The organism is Paraburkholderia sp. BL17N1 (genome assembly GCF_003634175.1).
Taxonomy (GTDB): domain Bacteria; phylum Pseudomonadota; class Gammaproteobacteria; order Burkholderiales; family Burkholderiaceae; genus Paraburkholderia.
The window spans coordinates 568,728-586,615 of record NZ_RBIW01000003.1 but is presented as its reverse complement, the minus strand read 5'-3'; the positions used below and the strand labels follow the sequence as shown (position 1 = coordinate 586,615).

Below are 17,888 nucleotides of genomic sequence, written 5' to 3'. Positions count from 1 at the left end.
GGAAGTGTGGTCGAGCGGTTTAAGGCAACGGTCTTGAAAACAGGCGAAGGAGTGATCGTTCCGTGATTTCGAATCTCACCGCTTCCGCCAAGGGCCTCTAGCTCATGCTTGGTTAGAGCAGCGGACTCATAATCCGTTGGTGCCGTGTTCGACTCACGGGAGGCCCACCACGATGCCCGGATGGTGAAATTGGTAGGCGACACTGCGGACTTAAAATCCGCCGCGCCTCTATCGGCGCATACCGGTTCGACTCCGGTTCCGGGCACCAATTCAAGAATGCGTGGCCGTCGTTGGTGATCTGCATACTGTCGCTCGGTATCTTTCGCGAAGGCCTGTTGGGGCTCCAAGAATCGCCGCTAGAACGACAGTGATGACGTAATCGGTGCAATCCCAAGGCAGAAAAATTTGGGTTGTTCTCGCTGGCGGCGAGCCGATGCGCGGCCGCACTGAGTCGCCCAACTTCGTGAAGAGTCAAATGAGTACAGTTGACCTATTGATGGGGCAATACGGCAAAAAGGCCGTCGTTCCGATAGACGTTGTATGTCGTGACCACTTCGCGCCGCTGACGGTACCGACACTCGTGCGGAAGATTTTGGCGGGCGAAATTGAGTTACCGCTCATACGCATCGAGCGTTCGAGGAAGAGCGCCAAGGGAGTTCGCATCCAGGATCTGGCGAACTATATTGATACTAAGGCGGCCGACGGCCCAGATCGCGTTAGAGCAGCGTCGAGGCTGATGCGACACGATGACGCGGTGCCGATGGTTGAATCGAAATTCGGGGGGGCACCAATCGGCTACGCTCCCGTTTTCGTGTCTAAAGAGGGAAGGCGTGGTAGAACCAGCAATGGAAATGGCTTTGACCTTAAGGTTCGCCGCAGAGCTGCTGGGTGTGAGCTATGGCACGGTCTACGCCCACCGGGAAGAGTTGGGCTTTTTTTAGATCGGTTCCGTATGGCGCGTGTGGCCCGACCTATTGAAAGCACGATTGGCGGGGAAGCAGGGAGAAAAGCAATACCTGAGGCAGAAAACGACGATTCTGCGGCCCGAGGGCCGCACGCCTGTTCTTTCATTGTCACCGGGCGCAATCAAAGCCGAAATATAATTTGCAGGGTTGGTGGTGACTCGATTGTCACGTCGATGCCGCAAGGCCGGCGCGGACTGGGCTGTCGAAGACCCGCTTATGGGCGCCTGCCCAACTTCGTCGCACAGCGTGTCACGATCCCTATCGAATCGTGCGGCCAGGATCTAACTCCTGGCGACAGAGGTCCGCCGCCTTTTAGCGGGTCAGCGATTATCAGCGACTAGGAGAAATGAGGTCGCCCAGTGCTGGTTCTTATGTCCTGAGGCGAGCGAACCGGTTGAATTATCGATAAGTCGGAACCGCCGCTTTGGGGGCAACGATTTCACCAATAGTGGAAACGGCCATGAACGAACCCCATACACCTTGGCATTGCAGAGCGTCGGCGCTCGCGCATTTTATGGGGCGCAATTCTGACGATGACCGGTATCGGGCGGTGGGAGTGGTCCCGGTTCGTATAGGGGGCCGAATTGAAGGTGCCCAGCGAGAGGGTTGTCGCGAAAGTATGCATTATCATAAAGCGTCGATTGCCTTCCGTAGACGCACAGATACCGGCTCCTTACCTTCCAGCATATTTTTGTGTCCAACTTCATCGCCCATGCCTCTACATATTGAGCGAGCGTCGCACTTTCCTGCGTCACACAATTGGGGAGGTGTCCCCATCCAGACTCACAGCCGATCGCAGGGCTGATCCCCTGATGTCTTGGTCCATTGGTCTTAATTTGGCTTTTTTGGGTCTATTCCGACAAGAGCTTGTCTCAGGCAGCGATGCCATGCCTTCCAGGCACTCCATCACGCTAGAATGTGCTCGCTTTCGGACCGTTTGGGAGATTTCTCAGGTTAGCGTCTCCTCCCAAAAGTCTTTTCAGCCCGCCAGCTCGCGTCGGCGGGCTTTTTCTTGTGCGGTTCCGTCAAGTGGTGGAACTATTCGGCCGGGCGCAGTAAAACTGGGATTCGGCTGGTTACACTCTCCGACGGCCACTCGAGGGACCGCATCTCTCAGGGCGAACTCCGTCCCTCGAATTTTCGGCCCGCCGACCTCGTACGGCGGGCCTCTTTTTTTGACGGAGAAGTCGTTTTTCTTTGTTTCAAGCCCTTCTCCGGTGGGCCACGCTAACACCACCGCCCCGGGAGTTACTTTTTGTGAACAACCCCCCAATTCTATTTCCTGCCTCGAATGCAACGACGAGGACGGATTGCCGCGCGAGAGTCAGCCACCCAGTACGACACTGGCTTGGGAGTTCACCGACGATGGGCGGTACGTTTCCGAGTGCCCGCGCGGCCCGTCAGACGTTAGTAGATCTTCGACAGCAGAAGTATGAGGCGCTATTCCAGATCGGCGCGTATGCCACCGAGGATGGATATTATCGGGAGCCGGTTTCGTCCTTTACTGCGAGCCTTGAGCGCTTCTATGAGTTTTTTGTGCGCGCTGCCACCGATGACGACGGCGTCGGGCCGACCCGATCCGCACGCGGTCGACCTGCTTCTTCGTTATTGAACAACACCTAAGACTAGCGATACGTGCGGAAGACATCCTTCGCACCACTGCAGTCCGGTGGACGAACAGGTCAAGGGCGGCCTCGCTCCTTGTCCGCGGAATCGAACGAGCGCGTTTCCTGTGAAACGACGAGTCTGATCAACTGATTACCGTCGTTCGTCGGCGCGTACCCGTCACACCGCAGGCCCGGTTTTTCATCAGGCCCGCAGCGGGCTACACGGCAGGGCACCTGCGCGGCATACGTTCGCCGCCTGTTCTGCTACATTCCGGGAAAAGGGACAGCAGGTTAAAAGGTCGCAGCTGGATTTGGGAGCTAATCATGGACGTTATTGAGTTGATGCCAGCCGTGACGGCGGACCGACGCGAAATCTCATTTCGCCTGGCTGGTCAGCGCAGCGAGGTTGCCTGTGCGATCACGCGGGAAGCACTCGAAGCGCAATTCTGGTTACCCGCCGGTGCCGACCAGGTCCGCATGCTCAAGGCTTTTGCTGACGGACGACGTCGCATTGTCGCGGTCGCCGAAAGAAAAGTCCGTCTGCATCCGGGCGAAGTGGTCAGACTCACGGCCGACGATTTCCTGATCAAACGTTGAGTTGTCGCCGGCCGGGCGAGGGGGGGCAGTGGTGCCGGAGTCGGCCTCTGGCCGTCATCGTCCGGGTCGCGTCGAGCGTTACCAGTCGATCCGGTGTTTCTCGTCGGTTTCGCGATGCCGGCGATCATCGTCCATGTGCAGATACTGACTGGTTGTCGTCAGTGACGCATGCCCGAGATTATCGCGCACGAGTCGCAGATCGAGTTGCTGATCCGCCATATGTGACCCTGCACTGTGACGTAGCCAGTGCGCCGATGCCTGCTCGAGGCGGTCTGCGCGCTGCGCATGGTCGTCGCCGCGTGCACGCAATGCTTCGGCTGCACCGCTGAAGACGTCCTTCACGATCCGGTGCAACGCGGCGCGCGTGACCGGTTTGCGTGACTGGCCGACCGGCAGCACGAGCGGCGTGTCCTCGCCCGGCGAGGGGAGTGCGGGCAACCCGCGGGTTCGCCGGTACGCGCCAAGCTCCGTCATCATTTCCGTGGTGGCGGGCACCAGCCGTTCCTTGCCACCTTTGCCCATCACTTCGAGCCACCAGCGATCCTTGCCGTACTCGTCAGGACGACGAAAGAAGCGACCCATCGTATTCGTGCCCACCTCCGTGATCCGCAGGCCACCCAGATAAAGCAGCGTAAAAAGCCAGCGCACGCGTGCGTGATGTTCGCGCTCGCGACCGGTCTCACCCGGCATGCCCTGGATGAACGTTTTGACTTCGAGCCACAGTTCGGGCGACAGATACCGGACGATGCGTGGCCTGGCCCGGCGTGCGCGCTGGCGCGAGAGCGACAGGGGATTGCCGGCCAGATAACCCGCCTGCACCAGCCACGCGAACATGACGTTGAGGATCACCATCGCCTGCCGCTGGCTCGATTCCGACAGGGGGCCATAGAACGGCCGCCAGCGCGGGTCGCTGCGTGGGTGCTTGCGTCCGCCATCCGCGGTCCACCGCGCGGCAGGTTGCGGATCGGCGAGGAAGCGCTGGTAGACAAGGAGGTCCTCGTGCGTGAGCGAGGAGAGCGGTTTCGCCATCTGCAGGGTGGACCACAGCAGCAGCCGCTCGGCTTCCTTGCGGTAGTTGTCGAACGTCGTCTTCGTCCCGACGAAGCGGGCGAGCCATGCGCGGATTGCGTCGAGGTCGGTATCAGCGGTGACCTGCATGTGGCCGGTTGCGCGGTTGGTGCCGTGGCGGCCATCGAGCGCGGCGGGCAGTTCTTCGAGCGTCTCGATCGGGCGCAGGGCGGGCAGGGCGGTTTTCATGGTCGAGGACGCAGCGGATCCGGGCTCAGATGTCACGCAAGGATTGTCGCACAAAAGGCAAAATAATCAACATTATAGTACTAATGTCAAAATTACGGCAGGAATGCGTTCGATATTGAGCGGTTTACGTAGTAATATATAAGAAAATCGGCTCGCGAAAACCCTCATGAGTGACGTCCTCTCCCCCGACGCGGCGCTGGCCACCGAGATCGAGCACCTCAAGGCCCGGTTCCCGAAGACCCGCGAGCTGTACCGCGAGGTCTGCGCGCTGCTGTTCTTCCGCTTCGGCATCACGCCGACCGCGAACCGCCTCTACCAGCTGGTGAAGCGGGGCAGCATGAGCACGCCGACCCAGGTCCTCGGTGAGTTCTGGGCCGAACTGCGCGAAAAAAGCCGCGTGCGCATCGACCATCCCGACCTGCCCGCCGATCTCGGGGCGGCCGCTGGCGAACTGGTCGCCACGCTCTGGCAGCGCGCGAGCGCGTCAGCGGAGGCCGCGCTTGGTGCGTTGCGCGAAGAACTCGAGGCTCAACGCGTCGAGGCGCAACAATCGGTCGCCGCCGCCCGCGACGAACTGGGTCGTACCGAGACCGCACTCGAGCAGCGCACCGCGGCGCTGCTGGCCGCACAGGTCGAGGTTCGGGAGCTGGAAAAGGCACACGCTGAAGGCCACGCGCAGCGACAGTCACTCGAAGCGGAGCTCGCGCGACTCAGGGACGCGCTGGCTGGGCGCGATCGCGAACTCGTGGAAGTGAGGGAAGGCTTTTCGCGGGATCTGGAAAAGCAGCGCGAAGCGGCCGACCGGGCCGAGGATCGGCTCAGGGCGTCCGAAAAACGCGCCCTGCTGGAGATTGACCGCGAGCGCGGGCATGCGGCGAAGCTGCAGAAAGAGGTCGACGAAGCCGCGCGCCGCGCGGACCGCAAGGATGCGGACCATCGCCGGGCAGTTGACACGTTGCAATCGCAACTGGGCGACGCGCGTCATCAGACGGGCGTACTACAGGGGCGGCTCGATGCGGTTCAGGCGGAGAACACGCGCCTGCAGACGGAGCTCATCGCGGCTCGGGACGCGCATCGAGTTCCTGTTCCTTCCACGGTCCGGAGCGCCCCGCGTGCGACCCGCCCGTCCCGCGCTGCGGTCGCGGCCAAACCGGGAACACGTCGCAAAAAAGCGGTATAAACAGCAGATCACTGCATTCTGGAAAGTCGCTGCATGGCTGATATCTATCTGCTCACCGGGCTGACGCTCCCCGCCGGCATCACGCATGAGTCGCTGCCCGGGGCGGTGAAGGCGTTCATCGCCGACTGCTGGCAGCGCATGACCCGCACCCAGATGATTGCACGCGCGAAGTCGAGGGGTCTGCGCCTGTCGTTTCGCGCGACAGGGCGGTGCGCGCATGGCGAAACCGGGCTGTTCGAGCTCCGTTTCAGTGATGGGACGTCGGGCTGTCTGATGCTGGCCCACCTGCAGCGGGTGCGGAATAGTCGTGGCCGCAACCGTCGACCTGGCCGTACTGCCGTTTCCCGCCCGCCGGCGCGGGATCCCCGTCAGACCACCCTGTTCTGAATGCCACGGGGCAGTTGCGGTGCCACGCAGCGCCCGATATGCTCGCTGCCTTCAACGAACCAGGGGTCCGGAAGTGCGGCGTGTGGCGGTCAGAAAATCTTCAGTTCATGGGCGGGGCGTGTTCGCGCTGCAGGCTATCACCGCTGGCGCGCGGATCCTTGAATATCGCGGTGAAGTCACCTCCTGGCGGCGGGCCGGTGCCCGACACAGGCGGTCCGGAGCGCCCGGTCACACGTTTCTCTTCGGCCTTGCTGACGGACGCGTAATTGACGGCAGCGTGGGTGGCAACAGTGCCCGCTGGCTGAACCATTCGTGCAGGCCGAACTGTGAGGCGATCGAGGATGAGCGGGGGCGCGTTTTTATCGAGACGATCCGCGACGTGCTGCCGGGAGACGAGTTGTTTATCGCCTATGGGCTCACGCTCGATGAAGCGATCACTCCCGAACTGGTCGCCGACTACGCGTGCCACTGTGCGACGAAGCGGTGCAAGGGATCGATGCTGGCTGCGGTGAGCGGCTAGCGAGCGCCGCCCGACCGACAGGTCCAGGAACGGCTCCAAGGCTGATGGACGAGACGCATGGTGACGGGAATCTCCGTGGCAACTCATCGAGGGCGTCGGCCGACGTTCCGCGACCGGCTGACTTCTACAGCTTTCGCTGCCTTCACGGCCGGTGCACCCAAGGCCGCCGCCTGGCGCTGCCGTCTTTGGTTGCCAAATTGGGTGTTGCGACTTTTACTTCCCAAACGCTGCTACTTTTGCTTCACCGCACGGGGGCGCGGTCGTAGTACTGGTGAACCGTGGTGCCCTACGTGGCGTCTGCTATCGAAGGCCAGTTGTCCCTGTCAAAACCCGGGTCGTCCTTGATGCGCTGGGCAGCGACGCTAACCAGCGACGCCAACGCGAAAAAATTCTGCGCCCGTATCGAGCATGGGTGCGTTCCACGGTGTCGCATGCAGGTTCGTACCCATCCCGCGAAAACCACCTTCTGACAGCACTGCATATGCGATCCTGCCGCTGCGCATGTCGAGCATGATGTCCCGGGATCTCGCCGACGTCCTCCCCGTCTGAGGAAATCACCTGAGAGCCGTCAAGTGTCGCTGCGGTCATCACTTCCGGTCCAGGGCCTTCACTGATGCCGCTGCCGACGATGTTCACAGCGCTGCTGCCGTCAGGGCGGCACCGCGTCGTGAAGCCGGAGGGAATCTCCGGAGGCACGCGACTTGCGGAATTCGAATCGTCCTTCCAACCGGACCGTGCCATGTCTACCGTCCTGCTTGTCGACGATGACTTCGAAAACCAGTGGGCGCTGCAACTGGCGCTGGAAAGTCGCGGACACCGTGTCGTGCTGGCCGGGAATGGATGTGATGCACAGCGAAAGGCCACGGAAAATTTTCCGGATCTGGTTATCACCGATTTCCAGATCCCCAATTGGACGGCGGGGAGCTGTGTCGCCACCTGAGGTGTCGGGCCGTATTTTCCGACCTACCGGTCGTGCTGCTGTCGGCGATGCCAGAGCCTGTCGGTGAGCTCCGCAACTGGACTGTGTTCTTCCGGAAACCTGCGTCGATAGCGGCATTGCTCGACACCGTCGACACATTCACTTCGGGGCGCCTGACATACGTGCGGGCATCACATCGCTCCGGATACCACGCCGCGTCGCGGTGGCGAGCCATCGATTCGCGATGCTGGCCTTGAGCATTGACTGGTGTTGCGACAGACCTGCGTCCTTGGCGCACCCGGGAGTAACCCGGTCACGATGGTGCAATGGGACTACACTTACAGTCATGGAAGCAGGAGAGAGCCATGACGCACGATGACCCGGAAAGCACCTTCCGGGGGTTACCGCTTACCGCAGAGCAGGACGCGGAAGTGAGACACTACATAAAGGTCCGGACCCAGCGTGGCCTGCCATGGAACACGCCGGAACTGGGTGCGATGCTTAAGGACATGCTACAGCCGCCGGATGACGGCGACGACGAACCGGATGCTCCGGCAGATGGGATGAAAGCTGCCGCCGAGCGGGCGATGGCTTCCGTCGACGAAGCGATGGAACCCATTGAAGCAGACGAGGAGCGCAACGCCGCGATCGAGTCGGAAAGCATGAAGGGGCCGAAACGATAGGATCGTGGGCAACGATGAGTGGAGCATGCTCGCGCCGCATGCCGCCGACAAGTACGGCGCAAACTTCATGGATGCGGTGCGCATGCTACCTGCACCGGAACGGCTGCCACCGGTAGCTCCTGGTTCAGGGCGCTGCGGACCCGGTTAAGTCCGTGTTGCGTGAATGCGCTCGCCAAGTGCATCGACGTGTTCCAACGACGTGTTCCGGATACAGGGATCGTCCGCGCAGTGGGCAGGCCGGCGTTGTGTCGGCGAACAACGGATCGAGCCCCTCATAATCTCCGCCGTGGCTAAGCTCGCGCAGACAGCTGAGGTACCACCCTTCGGCTGTCGACTCATCGCCAAAACATTCAATAATTGATCCGTGGTGTCCGCATGGACACTGCACGTGAGTGATTGCGTGCGTTTTCATGATCGGCCTCCAACGCCATCTTAAGATACTGGATCACGCAAATCCTGAGCCCGCGCCAGAAGACGATCCATTCTCCCTCCCGCTGATGAATGAGCCCGTGACCGGCTGTCATTGGTGCGGTGCAGCAATTTCTGTTACAATACCGGTGTGATTTCCACGCGCTGTTTTCGCGCGCTATTCCATCCGGTCCGCTTGATACAGGCAGGCCGCGTCCATTACCCGTTGCGACCTGCAACTCACGCCCGCCTGCAGGCGTGAATCTCGTCGCGCGCTCGCCGTGGTTTGCCTAGCCGCTGGTCTGGCTATCGCCGGGCAAATCTGTCCACGGAGAATGTATGACACCTTTTGATCGGGAACATTCAAGGTTAGACACAGCTGCAGGCGCGCCGAAGGCTGCGGGACGCCGCACATCGAAGGACAGGGCGACCGCAGCCCTGCTCCCGATGGACGCAGTGTCCACTGCGTTGCAGGACGAAGAGCGGCAGCGCCAGATGCGCGCACTCATCCAACTGGGGAAGACGCGCGGCTACCTGACGCATGCCGAAATCAACGATCATCTGCCGGACAATGTCGCACACACCGCTGCGATGGAAACCATTGTCAGCACGTTCAATGACATGGGCGTCGCGGTCTACGAGCACGCGCCCAGCGCGGAGACGCTGTTATTGAACGACGCCGCGCCGGCAGCCGTGTCGGACGACCAGGCCGACGAGGAAGCGGAGGTCGCGCTTTCGACGGTCGATTCCGAATTTGGACGCACAACCGATCCCGTGCGGATGTACATGCGTGAAATGGGCGCAACGGGATTGCTGACCCGCGCGGGCGAGGTTGAGATTGCGAAGCGCATCGAAGACGGCCTTCATGAAATGATCCAGGCGATTGCAGCCTGCCCGGCGACTGTCTCTACAATTCTTGCGAGCGTGGAGCAGATCGAGGCCGGTGACCTGCGCATCGACGAACTGGTCGACGGTCTCAATGAGGATTCCGCCGCAGCCGGATATCCGGTCCCGGAGATGGCTGACACAGCCGGCACCGACGCGGACCCAGTCGATGAATACGAAGACGGCGGTGATGGCGATGAAGACAGCGAGACTGGAGACGAAGATCGCGTGAAGGCGAACGCAGCGCGTCTGAAACAGCTTACGACCGACTGCCTCGCGATATTCGCGCGGGTGCGTGAACTGTTCGATCAGCTTCCGCGTGGCGATGCCGCGCAAGGCAAGAGTCGCACGGCCCTCGCACAGACATGCGAAGCGATGCAGCACGAACTGGCGCCCGTTCGTTTCACAGCGCGAACCATTGACCGGCTGTGTACCGACGTGCAGCAACAGGTCGCGCAGGTGCGCGCGGTAGAACGGCGTATTTTGCAGATTGCCGTCGATCGGTGCGGGATGCCGCGCGAGAGGTTCGTCGAGTCGTTTACGGGGCACGAAACCGATCCGGGATGGACCGAACGCACGGCCGCGGGGTCGCGCGAGTATGGCGCCGCGCTCGAACGCAGTCTGCCCGCGATTCAGGCCGAACAGCAGAAACTGGTCGATATCGAAGCGAACGCCGGCCTGCCGCTGCAACAGTTGAAGAAGATCAACCGGCAGATGATGGCGGCCGAGTCGAAAATGCGGCAGGCCAAGCGCGAGATGATCGAGGCTAACCTGCGCCTTGTGATCTCCATTGCGAAGAAGTGCGTCAACCGCGGCATGCATTTTCTGGATCTGATCCAGGAAGGCAATATCGGCCTGATGAAAGCCGTCGACAAATTTGAATATCGACGTGGGTGGAAGTTTTCGACCTATGCTACGTGGTGGGTGCGGCAAGCCGTCACGCGTTCGCTTGCTGATCAGGGACGCACGATTCGCGTGCCAGTGCATATGATCGAGTCGATCAACAAGCTCAACCGGATTTCACGCGAGATTCTTCAGCAGACCGGGCGCGAGGCTCATCCCGCAGCGCTCGCGCAGCGCATGGAACTGCCGGAAGAGAAGGTTCGGAGCATGCTGAAGGTCACAAGGCAACCGGTATCGCTCGAGACGCCGGTGGGCGAGGACGCCGACGCGACGCTGGGCGACATGATCGAAGATCCGACGGCGGCGTCGCCCGCGGACGCGGCCGTGCAGGCGAACCTGCGCGCTGCGATTGATGAGGCGCTCGATGCGCTGTCGCCACGCGAGGCGAAGGTGCTGCGGATGCGGTTCGGGATCGATACCGCATCGGACTATACGCTCGAGGAACTGGGCAAACAGTTCGACCTGACGCGCGAACGGATCCGGCAGATCGAAAGCAAGGCGATGCGAAAACTGATGCACCCGGCGCGGGCCGACAAGCTGCGGCAGTTTCTCGACCGTTGAGCCGCCAACCCGGGCGTCGGCGCGTTGCGTTGTCCAGATGGACGGGATCTCACCGCCGGTCAGAGGGCAGGGCGATGCTTCGCGCGCACCGGGGCCACGCTGTCCCGATGCGCTTCATCCGTCATTGGAGAACAGATCGTAGCACGCTACCACCGACTCACAGGAGGACTGCCTGCTGCAAAAGTTCGAGCGCCTTCAGTTCGTCGAGTCGACCCGTGCGTGCCTTTCCTGCCAGCGTCTTGAGCAGTGCTTCCGCGACGGGCGCGATGCCGTGAAGATCGCCCAGGCTTGTCGCGGTAGGGCGCAGCGACTCGGGCGATTGCTGCGGTGCTGCGGCCTGTGGGAGCGACTGAGGGGTTGCCGGCGTGGCTGCAGTCACTTCACCATCACTTTCGTCTGATACACGACCGGCAGGCTCGTCGGGAGCATCAGCGAGATGATCCTTCTGGCTGACCGCATTCGTCCCTTTCTCTCCGACGACATCCGCCGCAACTGATAAGGAGCTTTCCGGACCGGTCCGGACGACGGCCGCCCGAGCGCGCCCCGTATCCATCTTTGCCCCGGCGGCCTTTCCTGGGACGCCATCCTTCGTTGCGGCCGCGAGCGGTTCGCTCTGTTCGACGGATGCGCGGCCGCGCGAAGCGGGAATAAGCAAGTGCGACACCGACTCCGGGATCTCGGCTTCCGAGCGCGGCGTATCCAGCCAGCCAGTTGGTAAACCAAGTCGCTCCGTGAAACGGTTGGCTTCGACATCGTCCAGACGTTTCTTCCCATACAGCCGATGGGCCATATTGGATCCGGTCATCGCCATGACGACACCCAGTCTTGCTTTCGATCCCTTGCGACCCGTGAGAACGTGGAGGTTCGCGCGTCGGATTTTCTCCACGTCGCCACTGTCGTTTAGTGCCAGCGCGTGCTGCTGGATGGTTCGAGGCGAGGTCCTGTCTTTCGAGGGCGCACCTTTTCGCGGCCCAGGAGGGGTGGGCTGTTCGGCCATCTGGCTTCGATTGTTCCTGACGGCCTTAGGCGACCCGCCCGCTGTTTTCTTCGGCATCTGCGCTTCCCCAGACAAACTGTCTTCAGGATATGGTGGCTGGCCGCCGTCCAGGACGGAAGGCGGCATGGGTGTTTCCGACGCTGCTTCCGGCTCGTCGTCGTTTTGAACGAAATCGAGCGGTGATTTCAGGCGGGTGATGGTTTCGGCCGCGAGCGCAGGATTGGGCTGGTCAAAGAAACCGTGAGGCAATCCAAGCGTGGTCTCCATGTGAAAGGCGGTCTCGGGCGTGAACCTCTCGCCCTTCGTCAGTTCGGCCACCCGCGCCATGTTCGATCCAAGTCCCAGGGCGATATTCTCTGCGCCCACCGTATCGACCAGAAACTGGAACGATCGTGTCTTGAAAATGGAGGCAGTCTGGGCGGAGTCCCGGGCAGGTGCATTGACGTACGATGGTCTCTGCCGGGTGGGCTGAGATTGCTTCACGTGACGAGGTTGGCGCTGGCCGCTGTCCCGAGATCCCGCATATCGTCCGCGGGGTTGACCCATAAAGTGGGCTCCATGCGATTGGTGTGCTGACTTTCCGATTATAGAGGAGGCGATGCTTCGTCTGACGCGTCGACGACTCCATGGGCCGATGACATATGAATGGAGGCAGCCACAGTGCCGTACTGCGTCAGCGTCCGCATTTTTAACCGCGATCTGGTTATTCCACCTGTAAAGCAGCGCTTGGTCTCCCTTCCGCAAACCACGTGAAAAAACCATCAGCTATCAGACCGGCGACTGAAGACCGATTCGCTGGCTCTCTCACGTTCAGCGTCAAAACTCCACCGGCGGTTGATCCGTCGTTGGTCAGGAAACGGCGCCGCCTGCGCAGTCAGCCGCGCAAAAGTCTGGCCGGATTTCTCCAGGTTAAAATGATTCGGGTTGCCAGGCATTATACGCGCTCATATCGCCGGCGACGCATAAGCCTGTCGACCTCCGAAGCGCTACGGAAGCGCACGCAACCCGTTTGCTGAATCGCATCGCTGGTATCGATCAGGAAAGCCTGCTCGCCGACTCACGCCGTGATCCCGTCCCCTTGCATTTCGCGAGGACATGCATTCGGACAATGCGCGTTCGCATCACGAGGGACGGAAAGTCTCGTCTGCGCAATGTCGCCAGTATCCATTGACGAAAGCGTCCGTCGAGTGCCCGATGTCGCCAATCCCCGATGCAAGTCCTAAGGGGGCCGCCGATGGTGGCTCGGTTTGTATCTTCATGAATGCGCCCGGCGAAGCCTGAGATTCTGACGACGTACGGATCCGACGGATTCGTTTCGGGCGCGGCAAATGTGGCGTCAGTCTTCCTGCGGGCGCATATCCGTATCTGCGACCCCCACAACGCGTTTCCACCTCTTGACCTCTTGCCCCGGTTCGACTCGCAGGCGGCAGGACTGCTTCACCGCAGCGCTGCCAGACGGCGTTGGCAACGTAGATCATCTCCACCGCGCCGGTAGCTCTGTATGGCCTTCGTGCGGTCCGGAATAACGCTCCTGTTTTCGGCACCCCACGCGCCTTCCCAGAAAAGCCCGAGATTGTGTGCTGATGCCTTGTGCCCCAGTTTGATGGCCTGCTCGTAGAGCGAGAGCGCGCGGCTCACATCTGCCTGCATGCCCCGCCCGAGTCGTGCGCTGTCGGCCAGCGCGGCGGCGGCCATGCCGCGAAGATGGCCGTCTGCGGTCTCATCCTTCATCACATCTTCGAAAATCGCATTACCCTTCTCAAGGTCCGCCTCGCCTCCCGTTGGAGTGACAAGGGAAATGGCCATTGCCATCCGCCAGGCGGGATGCCGGTTCGTGCCGATGCGCTCCAGCAGCCAGCGACCCAGGTCCGGCGCGCGACTGAGCGTGCTGGTGAGAAGCGCATTGGCGATGGCGGCGATCGACTCGACGGACAGGAAGCCAGTCCTGTTTGCTGCAATGACGTGACGGGAAAACTTTTCAACATCGAGGGTAGGGTCGGCACGGCGCAACTGATGCCATTCGCGCTCGATCGTTCCTACCCAGCTTTGCATTTGCATGGTGAGCGATCCGTTGGTGAAGAATGCACCTGATTCTAGCTCACCGTTTGTGAAGTGCAACTTTCAGAGTTCGTGCGTCCCGACCCATGCGTTCGCCAGATGGAGGGCTGCCACCGTCGCGACTTCCCGGTCAGATGACGATTCTGAGTAGAGCTTCGATCTTGTTGCTGTGATCGAGCGCGGTGGTTTGTCGTTCACAGAGTCACGACGCGTTTGCAGGCATCGGCGCCTCCGGTAACATCAAGGCGGTGGCGTGGACCGTAGTGGATGATCAGGCGTAGATGGCGGCGCTATTCAGACCGCGACTTGTGGCAGGATCCGAACCGGATAGCAGATACGGGTTCGCGAACCCGCAGGCAGAAATGTTCGCCAGCCTGCTTCGCATGACGTTGGAGAAGGAGAGTGTTCCCCGATGGCTGATGCATTTGAACTCGTTGCCCTGGCGTTGCCCGACGACGTCGCCCCCGAGTCACTGCCCGCCACCGTCCACCAGTTCGTCGTGGATTGCTGGCCCGGCACGAGCCGCAGCCAGTTGACCGCCCGCGCCCGGCGCCTTGCACTGCGTCCGTCGCTGCGCGCCTGTCGCCCGGGAGCGCCGGGAGACATCGGACACTTTGCACTCACGCTTACGGCGGGCATGCAGACCGTGTCCCTGATCGCGCATCTACGCCGTGTCGCACAGCGGCACGGGTCGGCGCGCAGTCGCAACGCGGCTACCGCCTCGCGACCGCCCGCGCGCGATCCGCGTCAGGCATCCCTGTTCTGAACGGGGCGTCAAACCGGACGACCCGCATCGAATTGAGTGTCACGCAGGTGCGCGCCACCATGAGCGTGGTTGGGACGAGGGCGCAATGACCTATCACCGAATTCTGCACGATACCGCGGTACGTTTGGGCGCCCCCGACGACGAGGCACGTCGACGATCCAGACTGAGGACGCCGTCCGCAACCTGTCAAAAGCAATTGATTGCCGGGGTTCGCCGTTCGTCGAGAGGGTCGCCTTGGCTCCGTACTGCCCCATGAGGATGACCCCTGTTTCAAGCTTCGTCCTGTCTTCACGAATAGAGGCTGTTTTGCCCATCAGTTTGGGAAACCGTGGGTTTCAGAATGGGCGTATTCTTTCGCACGTCACGAAAGAACAGGCGTGATCGGGGTAGCGAGGAGAAGAGCGCGACCCCGCGGCTTCGATATGGCCGCGGGGAATGCGTCGACTGTTCGCTCAGCCACGAAACTCGACAACAGGCGTTGCGTGCTGGCGCGGCTCATTGCGAACCGGAAGCCGGTGTTGCCGTCTTTCTCGCGACCCATTGAGGGATTCCTCGACAGGATCAAACGGTTGGCCGGGGGCGTCGAACGAAAGTTCTTCTCCATTAGCTGGCGGCGTTGTGACACATTTCAGACGGGCTACCCTAATGCGGCAGCAATGCTCCGGAACCTGACGGACGCGCTACGCGCGCAACTCGGCCTTTGCTGCCGCTGGGACCGGACGACCGCTACGTCAGCAATGTGGCGGACTGCGACCGCTGGTTTGGCGTCGCCACCGAGTGACAGCTTTCTCGATCAGCGAACTCACACTCCCGACCCACTCCGGTCCGACGACCTTCTCCGAAGCGGTCAGCAGTCGAATCAAGGTTTTGCGAACTGGAGTGCCAATAAGCGGCTATTGGCGACCTCACCCAATCGGCCACGAGCCGCCGGTCGAGGTCGACATCCAATTTGAATATCCAAGGTCTCGTCCGCCCCCGCTCAATGGCCGGTTTCCGGCGAGCAAATTGCCGGTGGCACTGCCTCAACCCGGCCACGAGCGGCCGTTCGACGGCACCTCGAAAATCGTCGACAATCAGATGCGCTCGGGAGTCGAGAAAATCTCACTCGTCCGGGCGAAACCAAAACCAGAAAGGAATATGTGCCACATGCCGACAACAAACATTGAGATCGTCGTCGATGCGCTGACTTGGTTGAACGAGCAGCGCGAGCCTGTACCAATGCAAGCGTTCATTGACCGCTATGATGTGCCGGGGCACCCGCTCGGTGGGGTTATGCGGGAAACGGCCGGCTTGTGGCTGAGCACAATGCAGCAGCAAGGCATGCTAGAGCTAAGTCTCAAAGAACAGAAAATCCATGGTCTCACGGAGTATGGCAAGGCGGTTCTAACCCAAGCGCGCGGCCTGCAAGGTTAGGCGCATCATAAAGTGATTGGCCAAAAACGGACTGTCGACGAGCCCACGCGCACAATGAACACCTCCGGCGCTGCCGGAGGCACTCACCCTACCTGAGCAACGCATCTTGAATACTAGTCGCCGTGCGACCCCGGAAGAAGAACGTCTTGTGACGTCCTTTCACGAGGCTGGACATTTGGCCGTGACTCACGCTTCGAGTTACTTTGGCCTTCTTGACCCCGCCGTAAAGATCGATCTGAATGGTCCGCTCTCAGCAATCTCTGGAGTCACGCGCATACGGGATACTCGCGAGAAGGAGCACCATTTGCCCTCTGGACGGGAGTACGTGCGTATAGCTCTCGCTGGAAAGGCCGCCGAAGAGGAGTTTCTCCGTCGACAAACATCGGCTCAGCGACTGATACCTGATCCAGATGGAGCAAACGCTGATTTGAGGATAGTTCATGCGACTCTTGCAGCCCTTGGCATCGAGCATGAATATGAACAGCTTTGGCGCGAGGTCACTGAACTAGTGGAGCGGAATTGGGATTTGATTCAGCGGGTCGCTCAAATGATTTCTGTTTCTCAGCACAACGAGATAAGTCGTGCCGCTGTTCTTCAAATTCTTTCAGCACAGTAGCCGAAGGGGCGGCTTCTCGCAAACTCGACTGACGGCATCGGGTGGGCTGCTGCCGGCCGCGTCGAGCAGACTTCGGCTATAAAGGGACGCTCGAATTGGGCACTTAGATTGAAACAATCCGCGATTATCCTAAAAATATTTGAAACCGCTGCAGCCGCTGAGCTAGTTCGCGAGGGGAGGCCGAACGAATACCATTCGGAGGCGCTTCTAATCAGATTCATCAAACCACATAATTAGGCGGAGAAGATGTATATTTTTGATACTTCAGCGGTTCGTGCTATTTCAAGAAAGGTTCTCAAGGCAGCGGCAGAGAAGGTCGACATTGCCGTTTCAACGCTATCTGTCCTTGAACTTGCCAGCCATCTGAATGACTCTGACAAAAATGAAGAATACTCGCGTATACGCGGCAACTTCCTGAAGTGCCAAGAATTGAAAATGCTGGACGATCCATTTTGGCTTCTCTCCCAGCACAATCAAACGCCAGTCAATGCGACGCGCCAAGAGGATCGCGTTGTTCTGGAGCAGTTGATTAGCAAAGTAGCGCAATCTGCAACATTGGGGGAACTGGCAGAGCAGATTCTGACATACCCAGATGGCGCTACCGCCTCTTGTCAACAGGTAGGTAGGAAATTTTCAGAGATTTTACATAAAGAAGAAAAAAAATACATCGCCAGTGTTAAAAGTTTGGCTGAATCATTGAAGTTAGATCCTCTGCTGAACGGAAGTCATTGCCTGACGGCTGATAAACTCTTTGAAACTCTTCTTTACTCCAGTAAATCGCTCTCTACAGATTCGAATCCAAACCTGCTTGCAAAAACATTTTTTTCAACTGCACCGTACACAGGCTATATTTTGCATCGCCTTTATCTTTATACCAATAAGCTTCCAGTGGGCGAATCAGCATTAAATATTGATCCCAATGACTGTGAAGATGCCTACATTTCACTGACCTTGAGTTTGAATTCAGAAGATACCCTTGTGACGGGCGACAAAGGGACAGAGGCAGCATTGAAAGGGACTATCGCATTACTGAATGAGAAGTTTCCTGAACCCTTTAGCTCAAACCATGTGATGTCAAACGAAGATTTTCTCGGCCTTGTCGTGCCAGAAGGTGGAGCTGCCTAGGGCACCCGACAGACAGATGATGAAAAAGCACCCCGAAGGTG

Annotated in this window: 16 protein-coding genes, 3 tRNA genes and 1 pseudogene; 16 read left to right on the top strand and 4 right to left on the bottom strand. The window is 60.1% G+C overall.

From position 1 onward, the window contains the following. The 6 genes from B0G82_RS38650 (at window position 1) to B0G82_RS38625 (ending at window position 3,169) form a co-directional block, all read left to right on the top strand. Window positions 1-90 (top strand) — tRNA-Ser (locus B0G82_RS38650). A 1-nt stretch (window position 91) separates the two neighbouring features. Next, a tRNA-Ile gene (locus B0G82_RS38645) sits at window positions 92-170 on the top strand. Window positions 171-174: 4 nt separating this feature from the next. Further along, a tRNA-Leu gene (locus tag B0G82_RS38640) sits at window positions 175-268 on the top strand. A 165-nt stretch (window positions 269-433) separates the two neighbouring features. Further along, a complete protein-coding gene (locus B0G82_RS41290) occupies window positions 434-1,306 on the top strand; it encodes a pyocin activator PrtN family protein (protein ID WP_347237594.1) in 873 nt (290 codons plus the stop codon). 1,024 nt (window positions 1,307-2,330) lie between these two features. Beyond that, window positions 2,331-2,588 (top strand): hypothetical protein, encoded by a 258-nt coding sequence (locus tag B0G82_RS38630; RefSeq protein WP_121311441.1) that lies wholly within the window; start codon window positions 2,331-2,333, stop codon window positions 2,586-2,588. A 308-nt stretch (window positions 2,589-2,896) separates the two neighbouring features. Continuing rightward, window positions 2,897-3,169, top strand: a complete 273-nt coding sequence (locus B0G82_RS38625) for a DUF1488 family protein (protein WP_121311440.1) — start codon at window positions 2,897-2,899, stop codon at window positions 3,167-3,169. 78 nt (window positions 3,170-3,247) lie between these two features. Here B0G82_RS38625 and B0G82_RS38620 read toward each other — a convergent pair whose 3' ends face one another. Then, the gene (locus B0G82_RS38620) at window positions 3,248-4,426 is read right to left on the bottom strand and encodes a tyrosine-type recombinase/integrase (protein WP_121311439.1); all 1,179 of its coding nucleotides are present in this window, start codon (window positions 4,424-4,426) and stop codon (window positions 3,248-3,250) included. A 166-nt stretch (window positions 4,427-4,592) separates the two neighbouring features. Between B0G82_RS38620 and B0G82_RS38615 the strand changes: the two genes are divergently transcribed. The 3 genes from B0G82_RS38615 (at window position 4,593) to B0G82_RS38605 (ending at window position 6,513) form a co-directional block, all read left to right on the top strand. After that, window positions 4,593-5,606, top strand: a complete 1,014-nt coding sequence (locus tag B0G82_RS38615) for a DNA-binding protein (protein WP_121311438.1) — start codon at window positions 4,593-4,595, stop codon at window positions 5,604-5,606. A 33-nt stretch (window positions 5,607-5,639) separates the two neighbouring features. After that, the gene (locus B0G82_RS38610; RefSeq protein ID WP_121311437.1) at window positions 5,640-5,993 is read left to right on the top strand and encodes a hypothetical protein; all 354 of its coding nucleotides are present in this window, start codon (window positions 5,640-5,642) and stop codon (window positions 5,991-5,993) included. A gap of 73 nt (window positions 5,994-6,066) precedes the next feature. Next, window positions 6,067-6,513 (top strand): SET domain-containing protein, encoded by a 447-nt coding sequence (locus tag B0G82_RS38605; RefSeq protein WP_121311436.1) that lies wholly within the window; start codon window positions 6,067-6,069, stop codon window positions 6,511-6,513. A gap of 289 nt (window positions 6,514-6,802) precedes the next feature. Here the strand turns inward: B0G82_RS38605 and B0G82_RS38600 are convergent. Next, window positions 6,803-7,101, bottom strand: a pseudogene (locus B0G82_RS38600) (PRC-barrel domain-containing protein); the annotation flags it as partial. 151 nt (window positions 7,102-7,252) lie between these two features. Here B0G82_RS38600 and B0G82_RS40945 point away from each other — a divergent pair. The 3 genes from B0G82_RS40945 (at window position 7,253) to rpoD (ending at window position 10,872) form a co-directional block, all read left to right on the top strand. Then, complete coding sequence (locus B0G82_RS40945; RefSeq protein ID WP_241975137.1) at window positions 7,253-7,453, top strand: response regulator; 201 nt, start codon at window positions 7,253-7,255, stop codon at window positions 7,451-7,453. A 344-nt stretch (window positions 7,454-7,797) separates the two neighbouring features. Beyond that, window positions 7,798-8,115, top strand: coding sequence for a hypothetical protein (locus B0G82_RS38590; protein WP_116149258.1), 318 nt, complete (start codon window positions 7,798-7,800; stop codon window positions 8,113-8,115). 747 nt (window positions 8,116-8,862) lie between these two features. After that, complete coding sequence (rpoD, locus tag B0G82_RS38585; RefSeq protein WP_121311435.1) at window positions 8,863-10,872, top strand: RNA polymerase sigma factor RpoD; 2,010 nt, start codon at window positions 8,863-8,865, stop codon at window positions 10,870-10,872. A gap of 157 nt (window positions 10,873-11,029) precedes the next feature. On the opposite strand, the gene B0G82_RS38580 is transcribed toward rpoD, so the two are convergent. Both B0G82_RS38580 and B0G82_RS38575 read right to left on the bottom strand, forming a co-directional pair. Then, complete coding sequence (locus B0G82_RS38580) at window positions 11,030-12,415, bottom strand: hypothetical protein (protein ID WP_121311434.1); 1,386 nt, start codon at window positions 12,413-12,415, stop codon at window positions 11,030-11,032. An 891-nt stretch (window positions 12,416-13,306) separates the two neighbouring features. Then, window positions 13,307-13,927, bottom strand: a complete 621-nt coding sequence (locus tag B0G82_RS38575; RefSeq protein ID WP_116149968.1) for a sel1 repeat family protein — start codon at window positions 13,925-13,927, stop codon at window positions 13,307-13,309. A gap of 412 nt (window positions 13,928-14,339) precedes the next feature. Here B0G82_RS38575 and B0G82_RS38570 point away from each other — a divergent pair, with 412 nt between their 5' ends. The 4 genes from B0G82_RS38570 (at window position 14,340) to B0G82_RS39620 (ending at window position 17,847) form a co-directional block, all read left to right on the top strand. Next, window positions 14,340-14,693 (top strand): hypothetical protein, encoded by a 354-nt coding sequence (locus B0G82_RS38570; RefSeq protein ID WP_121311433.1) that lies wholly within the window; start codon window positions 14,340-14,342, stop codon window positions 14,691-14,693. Between the two features lie 777 nt (window positions 14,694-15,470). After that, a complete protein-coding gene (locus B0G82_RS39630) occupies window positions 15,471-16,106 on the top strand; it encodes a hypothetical protein (protein WP_147439654.1) in 636 nt (211 codons plus the stop codon). A gap of 106 nt (window positions 16,107-16,212) precedes the next feature. Further along, window positions 16,213-16,722, top strand: coding sequence for a hypothetical protein (locus tag B0G82_RS39625; RefSeq protein ID WP_147439652.1), 510 nt, complete (start codon window positions 16,213-16,215; stop codon window positions 16,720-16,722). A 246-nt stretch (window positions 16,723-16,968) separates the two neighbouring features. Then, a complete protein-coding gene (locus B0G82_RS39620) occupies window positions 16,969-17,847 on the top strand; it encodes a hypothetical protein (protein WP_147439650.1) in 879 nt (292 codons plus the stop codon). Window positions 17,848-17,888 lie beyond the last annotated feature (41 nt).